Annotated in this window: 10 protein-coding genes and 1 pseudogene; 7 read left to right on the forward strand and 4 right to left on the reverse strand. The window is 40.0% G+C overall.

Annotated features, from left to right (window positions below; genetic code table 11):
* Positions 1 to 265 precede the first annotated feature (265 nt).
* The 4 genes and pseudogenes from TRNA_RS26090 to TRNA_RS44065 all read left to right on the forward strand — a co-directional run.
* A complete protein-coding gene (locus tag TRNA_RS26090; protein WP_009329010.1) occupies positions 266 to 1306 on the forward strand; it encodes a Rap family tetratricopeptide repeat protein in 1041 nt (346 codons plus the stop codon).
* A gap of 54 nt (positions 1307 to 1360) precedes the next feature.
* Complete coding sequence (locus TRNA_RS43820) at positions 1361 to 1498, forward strand: hypothetical protein (RefSeq protein WP_011201590.1); 138 nt, start codon at positions 1361 to 1363, stop codon at positions 1496 to 1498.
* A 2341-nt stretch (positions 1499 to 3839) separates the two neighbouring features.
* A complete protein-coding gene (locus TRNA_RS26105; RefSeq protein WP_003179974.1) occupies positions 3840 to 4055 on the forward strand; it encodes a hypothetical protein in 216 nt (71 codons plus the stop codon).
* A gap of 176 nt (positions 4056 to 4231) precedes the next feature.
* Positions 4232 to 4369: pseudogene (locus TRNA_RS44065) on the forward strand (N-acetylmuramoyl-L-alanine amidase); the annotation flags it as partial.
* Between the two features lie 88 nt (positions 4370 to 4457).
* Here the strand turns inward: TRNA_RS44065 and TRNA_RS26115 are convergent.
* Together TRNA_RS26115 and TRNA_RS26120 are read right to left on the reverse strand one after the other, a co-directional pair.
* The gene (locus tag TRNA_RS26115; RefSeq protein WP_009329009.1) at positions 4458 to 4796 is read right to left on the reverse strand and encodes a hypothetical protein; all 339 of its coding nucleotides are present in this window, start codon (positions 4794 to 4796) and stop codon (positions 4458 to 4460) included.
* Positions 4797 to 4821: 25 nt separating this feature from the next.
* Positions 4822 to 6546 (reverse strand): T7SS effector LXG polymorphic toxin, encoded by a 1725-nt coding sequence (locus tag TRNA_RS26120; RefSeq protein ID WP_003179977.1) that lies wholly within the window; start codon positions 6544 to 6546, stop codon positions 4822 to 4824.
* Between the two features lie 265 nt (positions 6547 to 6811).
* Between TRNA_RS26120 and TRNA_RS26125 the strand changes: the two genes are divergently transcribed.
* Complete coding sequence (locus tag TRNA_RS26125) at positions 6812 to 7108, forward strand: DUF3800 domain-containing protein (protein ID WP_011201595.1); 297 nt, start codon at positions 6812 to 6814, stop codon at positions 7106 to 7108.
* Positions 7109 to 7338: 230 nt separating this feature from the next.
* On the opposite strand, the gene TRNA_RS26130 is transcribed toward TRNA_RS26125, so the two are convergent.
* Both TRNA_RS26130 and TRNA_RS26135 read right to left on the reverse strand, forming a co-directional pair.
* Entirely contained in the window at positions 7339 to 7779 is a 441-nt protein-coding gene (locus TRNA_RS26130) for a DUF6756 family protein (protein ID WP_009329006.1), read from the reverse strand.
* A 16-nt stretch (positions 7780 to 7795) separates the two neighbouring features.
* A complete protein-coding gene (locus tag TRNA_RS26135; protein WP_011197679.1) occupies positions 7796 to 9355 on the reverse strand; it encodes a T7SS effector LXG polymorphic toxin in 1560 nt (519 codons plus the stop codon).
* A gap of 325 nt (positions 9356 to 9680) precedes the next feature.
* On the opposite strand from TRNA_RS26135, the gene TRNA_RS26140 reads away from it, so the two are divergent.
* Positions 9681 to 10799, forward strand: a complete 1119-nt coding sequence (locus tag TRNA_RS26140) for a Rap family tetratricopeptide repeat protein (RefSeq protein WP_003179978.1) — start codon at positions 9681 to 9683, stop codon at positions 10797 to 10799.
* A 792-nt stretch (positions 10800 to 11591) separates the two neighbouring features.
* The gene (locus tag TRNA_RS26145; RefSeq protein ID WP_009329004.1) at positions 11592 to 12917 is read left to right on the forward strand and encodes a TGS domain-containing protein; all 1326 of its coding nucleotides are present in this window, start codon (positions 11592 to 11594) and stop codon (positions 12915 to 12917) included.
* Positions 12918 to 13065: the final 148 nt, after the last annotated feature.

The following is a 13065-nucleotide window of genomic DNA, read 5'->3' on the forward strand; positions in this document are numbered from 1 at the left end:
TATTCCTTATCTTGGAACGAAGCCGTAAGAATTTTTTCTTAAGGACTGCGAGCTCCGGAAGCTACGGGAACATACCGTGAGATTTATCGAAATGAGCTTAATACGGTGCAGAAACTTTTACAAAAGCAAAAATATATCTGATGATTTATTATCTATTTATAGGGCGAAAAGTAAATTATTGATACAAACTTCTTTGCAAAGATTGGTAACTTTCTGTAAAATGTTCTCATAGCGATAGAGGCAGTAAAGTGTGGGAGGTTTGACAATGAAAGCAGCAGCCTCTGTGAACGTAGCCAATCTCATCAATCAGTGGTATGTTCACATAAAAAAGAGAGATGTTTCAAATGCCGTAGAACTTAGGGACAGAATAAAAGGCCTTTTAAACGTAATGGAAGAAGATCAGGATGTTTTGCTTTACTTTAATCTACTTGATTACAGGTTCAGAGTATTAATGGAAGACGTCGCGGGGGAGCCGCAGCTTCCGCCTATTGCTGAAGATAAGGCGAAGACAGACGGTTTGTTACGATACTATTACTTTCTCTTTAAAGGAATGTATGAAAGTGCGAGGAGCAACTACTCTAAAGCGCTTAATTGTTTTAGAGTTGCCGAGCGGCAGCTCGATAATGTCGAAGATGAAATCGAAAAGGCCGAGTTTCATTATAAGCTTGGAAATCTCTATTATTTTACGAAAACAACTCTACTTTCTTTTCATCATCTTTCAATCGCGAAGAGCATTTATAGGGCTTATGAAGAATATAAGACACAGTCGATAAACTGTACGGTGCTGCTCGCACTCAATTATATAGACGACGGACGTTTAACAAGAGCTGAAAATATGCTTAAGAGTTGCGCAGAAAGACTGATCAAGATGGGCGATAATCATCTGCTGGCGGCTGTCTACTATGATCTCGGCTTTTTAAAAATTCAAGAGGATAAACATGAAGAAGCACTCGAGTATTTCGACCTCTCATTTAAAACGGATGATATCGAAAAAAATGCGCCTATTATGTACATGCAGTGCATATACGAGTCAGCTAGGTCAACTTATAAGATAGGTGAGGTTGATAAGGCGCTTAAGTGGGTTCATCTTGGTTTTGAGTTTGCTCAGAAAACGGATAATATCAACTTTTCGCTCAAATTCTCGATTCTAAATATATGCTATAGCGCTCCCATCGAGGGTGTACCGCAAGTAAAAGAGTTTATCGAAATGCTCGAGGAGAGAGAGGCTTACGTAGACATTGAGGCGCTTGCTGAGGATGTGGCCAACGTCTACAGCTCATTAAATAATTACAAATATTCCACATAATTCTTGGAAAAAGCAATAAAATTAAGTAAACTAACAGGAAAGGAGGTTCTTTAAATGAAAAAACTTATTGTAACTGCTTTCCTTACTGCATCGCTTGGACTCGTTTTAACCAGCGCAGCAGACTTCCTCGCAGAAAGTATCCAAACAGCAGACTCAGTAACATTACTTGCCTCAAGAGGAGCGGGCTCATAAAACAAAAATACAACAGTAAGAGGGCGGCTATTACAGCCGTCTTTTTTATGATTTCAGTTTTCTTGGTAACTTGAATGCTATACTATAGTTATATCTAAAATGCGAAGTTAACGCTATGCTAGACCGTAATGGCTTATTATATCGAATATACCGCGGGCTAGGGCTTTCCGATAGAATCGGCACGACTCAAATTCGTGTTCCTTCGAGAGTGTCGGTTGACCCCGACCACCGGAATCCTTAGCTCTTTTTAAAGAATTGGATAGAAAACGTTATGATTTGAAATGGTTTTGCACATTCTTTACACATACACATCCTCAACTTCTTCAGGCTTTTCAACTTCCTCAACAGCCTATCTTCAAAAATGTTTACTGTCTCAGTTTCATCTCTTTCCCGAAGCTCTTTAATTAAGTGAGCATATGTATTTGACGTGGTTTCTATATCAGCATGTCCTAATTTCACTTACATAATAAATTGACACCTTTCTATAAAGCTGCACGCTTGTGAGTGTGCCTTAATCCATGAATTGTAGTCGGTTGAAATACTCAATTTCGCTAGTACGCCATTCTATATTCGGGATTCAAACGGTGAAATTGGTATCGCGCGCCGGCAATGTACAAGTGAATATAAAATACAGCCTGTAAACAGGGAAATTCGCTTGTTGCTTGGCTACAAGCTAAGGCAGCTCATAAAAGAAGTAGTACATCTTTGTAAAGGGATCAGCACTGACGAGACTCAAAGAGTTAAGCCGAGTCGGGAATGCTGGCAGATAGCTGAGCATCCACTGGTTGATGTGGCTTTCATAGATCGATCGCGCTACATCACTTATGTTGAACGCGAGGGGTTTATAACACATGCAAAATCTAATTGTATCGGCTGTCCTTTCCATGTTTTCAATACATGGCAAAATATGAATATAAAAGATCCAGTTTCATGGAATGACGCGGTGGAAATAGATTGACTCATCAGGCGGCTCCCGCACTTTAAAAATAATGCTTTTCTTCATAAGTCCGGGAAGACGGTGGAGGAAGTTGATTTCAACGAGAATTAGCTCAACATTGATCACTTTTTGAATGAATTTGAGGGGATGTTGGTGTTGATCGAATACAGCTGACGTGAGTAAAAAGGCCTGCTGTTCCAACTATGGGTGCAGCAAGGGGCATTGAGGAGGATATCATATCTTGATAAAATTAGTAGGATAAAGAAAAAGAAGGTGTTAATAAGTGAATCTTTTGGAAATCTTTAATGAATTATTGAGTTCTTTTGGAGTTCCGACCGTTGTTATTTTTTTATTTTATTTATAATAACAGCTTTTAGAGTATTCCAGCCGATACTTTGTTTTCTTCAGTTGTTTTTGAACAAAAGCTTTTTTCAAAGGAAAGAATGTTCATTGTCAGAGCATGTATGTATGTGGTTTATACGTTTGCTTGGATGGTCATTTTTGTATCTTTAGGTGAGACATTAAAAAAAAGTTTAATTTGGATTATAACGAAAATTTGTCTGTACGGCTGAAATATTAATTGCAGTAAACGTCTTTGTTCTTTTAACTTTGAATCTAGTAAAAAAACCAGAGCATACTTTATTTAAAATAAAGTCTAATAGATACTTCAAATTTTTCATGACTTGTTCATATTTGATTTTTTTATTCATTTTTTATACTGAGATATATTTGTTGCTTTCTTTTTCTCAGTTTAATGATGTTAAATCTTTAACTGTTGGGATAGTAATGTATTTTATTGCTTGTGCTCAGTTCCTATCTTTTCAACAATTGTATTAAATACGGTTGACTAGTCAACTAAGAAAAATGTATTCATAGAGGATGAAAATAATCAAGTTTGGTATATATTGCATCCAATCAATAAGGAAGTCATTTTATTGGGAAACGAATCTGAGCCTACGCTGTGTAATGAAATTAGAGGAACTATATAAAGTACCCATTAAGATTGAGAAAATTAATAATTAAGTCCAAGATGGAATGCCTGCGGACACTGAACTTACAGCTTTTACGCTGTTTGTTTGGTGTCCGTTTTTTATTTGTCATGCATGTGGTTTTAGTGAAAGGAGAAGAAGACATGAAACCCAATAAAAGAAAACCACCTTGAAAAAACGCAGGAGCACTCTGAGCGCTTTTGGCGAGAGATTACGGACAAAAACAAGCAAATTCTTAAAAGAGGCAAAGGCGGCGCTTAATTACAGAGTGGTTCTTCTGCAAGTACCAGATGATCTTCTGCCGAAAGTCACGGCGGGCTTTAACCATTTCCTCGCGCTGCAAGCTCGTGATTCCTAAAAAGGATGACGACAAGCCGAAATCAAAAGAGGAAGAGCGGTTCGGGGGCCGGATGTAATGCAAGAGGTCACCTCTGAAATTCTGATTGAGCGTTATGGGCTTAGCGAAAAAATACTTTCCGGTGAGATAAAGGCTTGTCAAAAGCATAAATGGGCTGTGCAGCGATTTTTTAAAGATGTCGAGGTGTTAGCGGACCCGGATTGCCCCTATTATTTTGATGCTGAAGCGGTGCTGGATTTTTACGAATGGGCGCGGCAGGTTCAGACATGTTGAGGGGATGCATCGGGTATTTATTGCCGGATGCTCACGGGAGCAGACAGACGAATTTTACCAGGCAATTTTTGAACAGGTATTGCGAAATATCTCGGCCTTTGTGGTGGATCAAGCAACCGGCAACATCGGCCCCGAAAAAGAAAGCACGAAAAAGCAGGAGCAAAAAAGTACCCATTCCGCCCGGAATTTACAAAAGCCTAATTATGAAGGGAACGGCCGTCCGACAGATTCAGGAGGCTTTAGCTGCCCTCTATTTCTATCCGGACAAAGGCGCTAAAAATAACGGCATTGATGTCTATTACGGAACGAAGACAAAGGCGCAGCTCGAGTCGCTATTGGTTTAATACAAAAAGGCCCTCTTTCAAGAGGGCCTAGATTTTATAAATTCCAACGTGTCAATTGTTATTCATCACTGTCTAATTCCCATATTGTGTTACCGTCTACTAAGATCTTATTCGGTGTATCTTCATAAAGAGAAATTTCAACTAGGGAGTTTTTCTCTTCCAATAGCCAATTATATAGACTATCTTCTTCATTATTAACGGGAGGAGATAAAACCTTATTTACTTGAAAAGCCGTTGCGTAATATTCTTTATAATTGATATCATCATCCTCCAGACCGTTGTCTGTTTCGAAAAATGTATCAGTTTTACCAATTACTCTTAATCCATTTTCCCATTCTAATATAAGTTCTCTATCTTTGTATTTTAATAATGTTTTGAATAAAGAATCAGGTTCCATGTATATCCTCTTTTCCTATATTTATTTAAGACGGTTGTGAAGGTACTATATGAGCGCCGTTTTTTCCATAATGTATCATGCCTCTTGTAGTCTCTTCATATTTACGGGTCTCTGTATTATAGTATTTTCCTATTACTTGACCAAAATCCACTCTTTCTTTGTTTCCTTTTTTTAACATATCTCCTGTGCCAGCATATTTATCAAGCAACTCTTGCGCTTTTTTATTATCCCCGTAGAAGATACTCTTGGTTCTGCCATTTGCAACTTCTTGTTTATAATTTGGTGTTCCTGGAATATGTTTTTCTTGAGCTCCTGGTTTAACTTTTGCAGGGAAACCATTTACTTCACGGTACGGACCTTTTGGTACGGATTGTTTGCCATAGGAAGGTGTTTTATCTACCTTCGCAACTTTCTTTCCCGCCTCTTCACCTTTAAATAACTTAAATCCTTTTTTCCCGTACTTTAGCAACCGACCAACAGGTGTTAAAGAAGTTCCGGACGCAGCACGCTCGACATTAGAGACTTTTTCACCTGTGTCCGGATCTCTGCCTGTTATGACCCGAACCGCATCATTACCGCCCGCTATTTCTTTTGCAACAAAATCCCCTATATCATTTACTGGTTCTAAAGGAGTTCCTTCAAAATCTCGCTTAAGATTCCCTTGGCTTCGACTTTTTGGAATACGTTTAACAGCTTCCATCTCTACTTTACCGTTTACAATGTACTCTCTTACGATTTGACCATTTTCATATACATGGTAACGCCCACCGATATATTTAATGTCTGCCGGATTTTGAACCACTTCATCGGCGACATCAACTGTTTTGACCCTTTTCCATCCTTTATGATTATATAGTTTACCATCAATGACCCGAATATCTCCATAAACCTTCGGATATTTTTCTGCTTCGTTTTGCAACGCATTCAAATCAAAATCGTTCGCATAAACGTCTTGATTGATATTTTCTTTATTGTCTTCCCTAATCACCGTATCCACATTAGATCGTTTATTTTTGTTGAGCTTTTCAAGCATCATCTCCATCGGAGACGGTTCGACATTCTCCAGTTGGCCCTGAAGTCCGCCAGGTAGTCCGTTTATTGTAGAGTTATCATCCGACTTTAAAATCGCGCCTTTTTGATAACTGGTGATTTCTATTTTGGGACCGGTATACATTTTTTCGAGCCTTGCGATGTATCTCTGCATCGTCTCAAGGTCGTTTTCAGCCGTCTTCAGGGCGTTGGTTTGCCCGCGGTCAAACGCATGGAGCTTTTCAAGAGTCGTGCTGATTTCCTTTAACGCTTTCTGATTTTGTTCATGAAAACCGCTGTCATTCAAATCCGGTAAATCGACAATATGGCTGACTTTTGCGATCGTGGCGTTGGTTTTAGAAACCAAATGTTTCGTTGTGCGATCAGCGGCATTCAAGCCATTCTCCAACTCATGCCCGAGAAAGGACTGTGAAATAAATCCGTTATGGTTTGGTTCCAGGGAATTCAGCGCGCTTTTCATTTTCTTCAGCGCGGAACTGTATTCCTCTATAAAAGTATCATAGAACTGTAGAAAAGGGGTGTGGCATTCCTCGTAAAAGGCGCGGATCGCGTCGCCGCCTTTTCCCTTTAAAGCATCATCAAGTGATGTGATGCCCTCAACAGCCTTTTTGACTTTGGCGATTTCGTCTGATTGTTGTTTTAATTGTTCCAGCGTTTGATCTATTGCATTGTGCAGCGCCTGAACATCAAGAGTCTTCATGGCATTCTCCTCTAATCCTTTTGGTTACAATCAGTATAGAGTTTACCACTATACGGAAACCAATTGGGGAATAAATCCTGTTCATCCATGAAAATGAATCTTATTGATCAGGTCTATAAACCTAAATACTATTGTTTTTGAGAATAAACCGATCTTGATTTTTTAGAAGCTTTAATAGCTTAAAAGATCTTAATTGGTTTTCGAGGATGGAAAACCATGATATAATTACCAGTAAAGCATTTTTCAAGATCCAGGAGGTCCGCCCTTGTTTAATATATATTGTGATGAGAGTTGCCATTTAGAAAAGGATAATAGTGATGTAATGGTATTAGGAGAAATGAAAGTTGATGCTCGTTTTCTTCCTGATATCTATAATCGCATTCGTCAAATTAAAGTTAATCATGGTTTAAGCTCTTGGTTTGAAGTAAAGTGGACAAAAGTTTCAATGAGTAAAATAGACTTTTATTTAGATTTAATTGATTATTTTTTTGATACTGCAGCTTTAAGTTTTAGAAGTGTTGTAGCTACAGGAAAAAAAGAAGTTAGACCACAATACATATAATGAAAGTGATTATGATAATTGGTACTATAAAATGTATTTTCAATTGTTAAACCCATTCACGACGTTAACCGTGTGGCGAATAAAGTCAAACGATTCCAGCTGATGAACGATGTTTTCTGATGGGATTTACGGACTAAAAATGAAGGCTAAATTGAACCGTTACTGAAGTAATGAAAAAGGCCCTCTTTTCACAGAGAGCCTACTTTTTAAACGAATTCATACTGACATATTTAATCTTGTTGCTGGGGGTTATACTGTTTTAACCATTCTTTTGCATTTCCACATGCACTTAGTATATCGTGATGGTTAAAACTTAATAAATAATCATTGTTTTTATTAGTGACATAGAATTCGACATTAAACATTTCAGATAATATCTTTACTACATTATTCCCCCCATCAATTTTATAGGAAGATTTTTCATCTGAAGGGTTAAACATTAGAATTGCTTCAGAATCTGCAATATAATCGGCTATCCATTGCCAAGCATCTTGGTTTTGTACAGAAAAATCTTTCTCTACAAACTCCCACAACGGAAAATGCTTTTTCCCATTCGCGTATTTATTAGCCAAATTATGAAATATGATTTCTGTATCATTTGTTGATAATTCATTTACCTTAATGTCAACTGACTTAGCGGCAGTTAAAATTTGTTCTTTAAGATCCCACATACTAACTCCTCCAAAATTATCTGTTTATAGGGACTGAGTCTACTAAAATATGACCTCTAATTGCTCCTCCGCCACCTCTTTTCCCAGCGGTTTGATATCCAGTGTGAGGAACATCCGGGCCGTTTTTGGTATGGCCAACATCTATATTAACTTCCGCCCCATTTTTAGATCTCCATTCAACAGGGAATGATTTTCCATTTTCGTCTTTTCCCCATTTTGTAACTTTAAATTCTTTTTTAGGTACTCCAGTTCTTTTAAAGGCTTCATCTAATGCATCTTTATATGTCTTACCTGTTCCTCTAAAATCCAAGTCTATACCTTTTTTAAACTTGTATCCTGTTATACTTCCCAGCTTAGTGTTTTTTTCTTTGGTTGCAACGGGAGCGGTCTTCTTACCAACATCTCCAGCTGTTTTAGCCCCTTTATCCACCTTCGAAACTTTTGCTAGCTTATCTCCCTTGCGAATCCATTTGACAATCCTCAATGGAGGCGTTAAATTAACAGCGGCCTCGAACCGTTCAAAGAGAGAAAGCTTTTTGTATGTATCAGGATCATATCCCAATGCAGCTCGTTCAAAGTCACTTTCACCTAAGAGCTCCAAGCCAATTCTTGAATATTTCTCTAAATCACTTACTTCTTTATCCTCTGCAGGAGGATCGTCAACCAACTGTATGCCGACGACATATTTACCATCTAAATAATAACAGTATTTATGACCATTCACATATTTATAAACCTTTTTTAGTTTTTCTAATTCTTTTTCACTCAGGTTTTCTAATTCTTCGTCAGTATACACTTTTTTGGACACTTGTGTCGCCAATTTTTTTAATCGATCTGGATCGGCGAGAGTGTTAATGTCCGCATCTTCTTTGTCTCCGACTTTTTTCAACATGACACCCATCGCTGTTTCTTGATTTCCACTCAAGGTATCCATCTCATCCGGCTTTAAAATCGAACCTTTTTGATAGCCGGTTATTTCAATTTTTGGTCCGGTATACATCTTTTCGAGCCGCGCCATGTATCTCTGCATCGTCTCAAGATCGTTTTCAGCCGTTTTGAGGGCGTTGGTTTGCCCGCGGTCAAACGCATGGAGCTTTTCAAGAGTCGTGCTGATTTCCTTTAACGCTTTCTGATTTTGTTCATGAAAACCGCTGTCATTCAAATCCGGTAAATCGACAATATGGCTGACTTTTGCGATCGTGGCGTTGGTTTTAGAAACCAAATGTTTCGTTGTGCGATCAGCGGCATTCAAGCCATTCTCCAACTCATGCCCGAGAAAGGACTGTGAAATAAATCCGTTATGGTTTGGTTCCAGGGAATTCAGCGCGCTTTTCATTTTCTTCAGCGCGGAACTGTATTCCTCTATAAAAGTATCATAGAACTGTAGAAAAGGGGTGTGGCATTCCTCGTAAAAGGCGCGGATCGCGTCGCCGCCTTTTCCCTTTAAAGCATCATCAAGTGATGTGATGCCCTCAACAGCCTTTTTGACTTTGGCGATTTCGTCTGATTGTTGTTTTAATTGTTCCAGCGTTTGATCTATTGCATTGTGCAGCGCCTGAACATCAAGAGTCTTCATGGCATTCTCCTCTAATCCTTTTCATTACAATCAGTATATAGTTTACCACTTTATAGAAAGTACTTGGTGAATATATCCTGTTCAACCATGAAAATGAATCATTGGGCTTAGGTCATTATTTCTATTGATTCATTTCGATTACCGTAAACAAGTTTGTTGTAGCATTCTTTAGGCTCTGTGACTAAACCAAAAAGCCATTTGTTTTAAATTGGTCTTTCGGTATCACGAAAATTTCGTTTTTTGGGCTGATAGAAGTTTTGCAATTATGAATTGTATGTTAATCTTTAACATAAAAAGGATGTTAGCTGGAAGGGAATGATGGCAGTTGGAGACTATCCCGTCTTCAGAAGTTGGAATCAAAATAAACCGCTGGTACAACGAAATTCAAAAATTAAACGTAATAGAAGCAGAACGATTAAAGGCGGAAGTTCACTTAGCTATAGAAAGAATGGAAGAAGATCAGGACTTGCTTTCCTATTATCAGCTTATGAATTTTAGACATGAGTTAATGTTGGAATATCTTTTCCCGGCAGAAAAAAAGCTGAGCAAATCTGATTATCTTAGGGAAATTGAGGGACAGGGAAGAAAATTGTCAGGCTTGCTCGAATACTATTTTTCCTTTTTCACCGGAATGTATCATTTTTCTCGCGGAAAATACATAAAGGCAATCAAGGCATATAGAGCAGCAGAAAAAAAGTTGACGAAAGTTTCAGATAAAATAGAAAAGGCTGAATTCTATTATAAGATGGCGGAAGTGTTTTATCATATGAAACAGACTCATATGTCAATGTATTATGTGTCTCTCGCTTATGATATTTATAAATCCTATGATGCATATGTGATTCGAAGAATTAATTGTCTATTCGTTGTTGCTGGGAATTACATTGATTTATCAACCCATGATCAAGCTTTACCGCATCTTTTAAGCGCTAAGGAATCCGCGGAAGACATTCAAAACAAGGCGATCGTTGCAAAGGCTCTTTTAAATGTAGCATATTGTTATAATGCAATGGAGAGACCAACAAAAGCTATTGAATACTTTCATAAGGCGATTGATGTAGCAAAGGAAATAAAGGCAAAAGAACTGACTCAGGCTTATTATGATTTGGCATTAATTCACTTTCGAAATAACGAAAATATTGAAGGACGAAAATTTTATGAAAAGGCGCTTGAAAGTGCGCGGGTATTTGAAGATGAATTATTCCTGTGTCTGTTGGATGTTTTAGAGGCACTGTTTATAAAATCAGCTAATAAGTCAGAGGTACTAGAAACAATGAAACCATTACGGGATAGTCGTGGTTACCCCTATCTTGAGGAACTGGCATTAGAAGCAGCTCTATTCTATACTAGGAATGAGCGGCCAAATGATTCCATATTTTTTTATGATCAGATGGTGCAGGCTCAGAAACAAATCAAAAGGGGCGACTTTCTGTATGAAATCTAAGCTGTTTCTTTCGCTGACCCTTGCTTTGGGCTTGTTGGTCGTGTCGAGCGCTTCCATTCACACATCTGTTGAACAACAACATGCAGAATTTTCTGTAGCATCTAGGCTCGCAACATAATTGTGTTTGGGCAGGTCATGTGATGGCCTGCCTTTTTGGTGAAAGAATTATTTTAGTTTGAAAACCAGAACGATTGTGTTAATACTCATCTTTCTTCGTCCCTTGTGTTGGAATTTTCATCATATCAATATTTGAATATGCGGCTGTCCGCATTATTAACAATTTTAAATTTTTTGCACAAATTTTATACAAAGGCAGACAAAAACCTTGATATATCAATGGTTCTATGGGTATATTCAACCACGACCACCGATATCGCTAAAAACCGTATTGCCAAACGACGAAAGAGCGTTCCTTACACAAGGAATGCTCTTTTTGTTTATTCCTCATCAAAGCGGAGAGCCGCCAACATAAACGCAATGACCAACTGTTGTCCGCATTCTCACTCTTCATTCAGCGCACCGTGAAATGATGCATACCGTTCAAACAGTTGTCCCTTCATTGAAGTCCATTCAATCAAGATCACACTCAGTAAGTCAGTAAGAATGAAGCACCTTGTCATCGACAAGGTGCTTTTCTTTATACCAATGATGTGTTCCGATCCTCCGACCGCCTTTTTACGTTTTGTTTACAAGTTGATCAAACTTTAGCGACATCTGCCCGCTATATTGAATACAGCATGGCTTCACCTAAATATAGGAAAAGGATTAATTTTTTTTTGAGGAGGAATACAGTTGTCAATTCGCATTAAACTGCCTGACGGGTCCGTCAGAGAATTTGAGGAGGAAGCAAGTATTGAAGATGTTGCTGCTTCCATTAGCTGCGGTCTGGAACATGCGGTTGCAGGTAAATTAAACGGAAAGCTTGTAGATTTATCAACTCCGCTTCAGGACGGTGCACTCGTTGAAATTGTCACCCGGGACTCAGCAGAAGGACAGAAGATCGTGCGTGAAAAATCGCGGGGGAAAGGGCGTATTGTGGCACTTGACGCAGCACGGGGACTGGCGGTCATCGGGATGTATTTGCAGCACTTCGCCTTGAACGAAACGAACGGTTCGATCGTTTCCGGGAATACGACGCTTCTATTTGTGCTTTGCGGCGGAATCTCCTATTCGATCATGGCCGGGCGCATGATGGACAGAGGAATGGAGCCGGCCGCATTTCGGACGCGGATGCTTGCCCGCGCGGTATTTATCGATATGATAGGATATCTGCTCATCATGCTGAATACTCCGTTCGGGGTGATTTTGCCGGCTTATGCTGCACTTTTTGTGCTGGCATTGGTGCTGATTCGCCGTTCGACGCGTGTGCTCGTTACAACAGCAGCTGTTTTGCTTGCGGTGAGCCCGCCGCTGATGATTCTCGGAGGGAGCGTCCTGTCGGGAGCAAACTTGCTTGGCGATATTGCAGGCGGCCCGATGTCGGCGCTCGCACTTGCACCCGCTTTCGTCGCCGGTATGGCAATCGGGCGCTTTGATCTGACCAGGATGCGTACGGCACTTTCGCTAGTAAGCAGCGGCGCAGTCATGCTTATCGTCTCTAAGTTATTGGGCGTTTTCGTTCTTCCTTGGCTGAGCCGTTCCTTCGAAGAATGGCTCGTAAGTGTTCAAGGCACCGCCGGCGCCGAGCCGGATCAGTATGCAATCTGGCCGCACAACGTGGCACCGCCGCTTTGGCACAATCTTCTTTCGATAGCTCCGCACAGTGCGTCAACTTTCCAGACGATGCTGGGGCTTGGGGCTGCCTTTCTGGTTCTAGGAATGGTATGTCTCGTGCCGCAGAAGATTTCTGCAGTGCTAAAGCCGTTCGCGGGAGTCGGACGTGTAGCGTTGACGATGTATGCAGCTCAGTTTGTTGTCATATGGGCTCTTGAAATCTCGGGGGCCAAGTATGATATCGGGGCAATTCCATTCGGTGATCTGTTCGTCGCGGCCGTGGCGACGGTGACAGGGTGGCTGATTGCACGGCTTCCTACCGGTCCGCTCGAGACAGCGATGCGACGCTTTGACCGGGCATTCAGCAATTTGGGACCCGTCACGGGACCGGCGAGACTGAGATAGGCGGTCTTCAACATGTTGCCTGAAGGAACCGAGAGGCAGCTCCTTCAGGATTTTAGCCTGTCGAGAGGAATATGCAGTGGATGAGTTCATGCTGAACCAGAGTCCGAGGAAACTTGTATAACCAAAAGTTCTACAGGCCTTTGTTTAT

Origin of the sequence: Bacillus licheniformis DSM 13 = ATCC 14580 (genome assembly GCF_000011645.1) — a bacterium.
Classification (GTDB): Bacteria; Bacillota; Bacilli; order Bacillales; family Bacillaceae; genus Bacillus; species Bacillus licheniformis.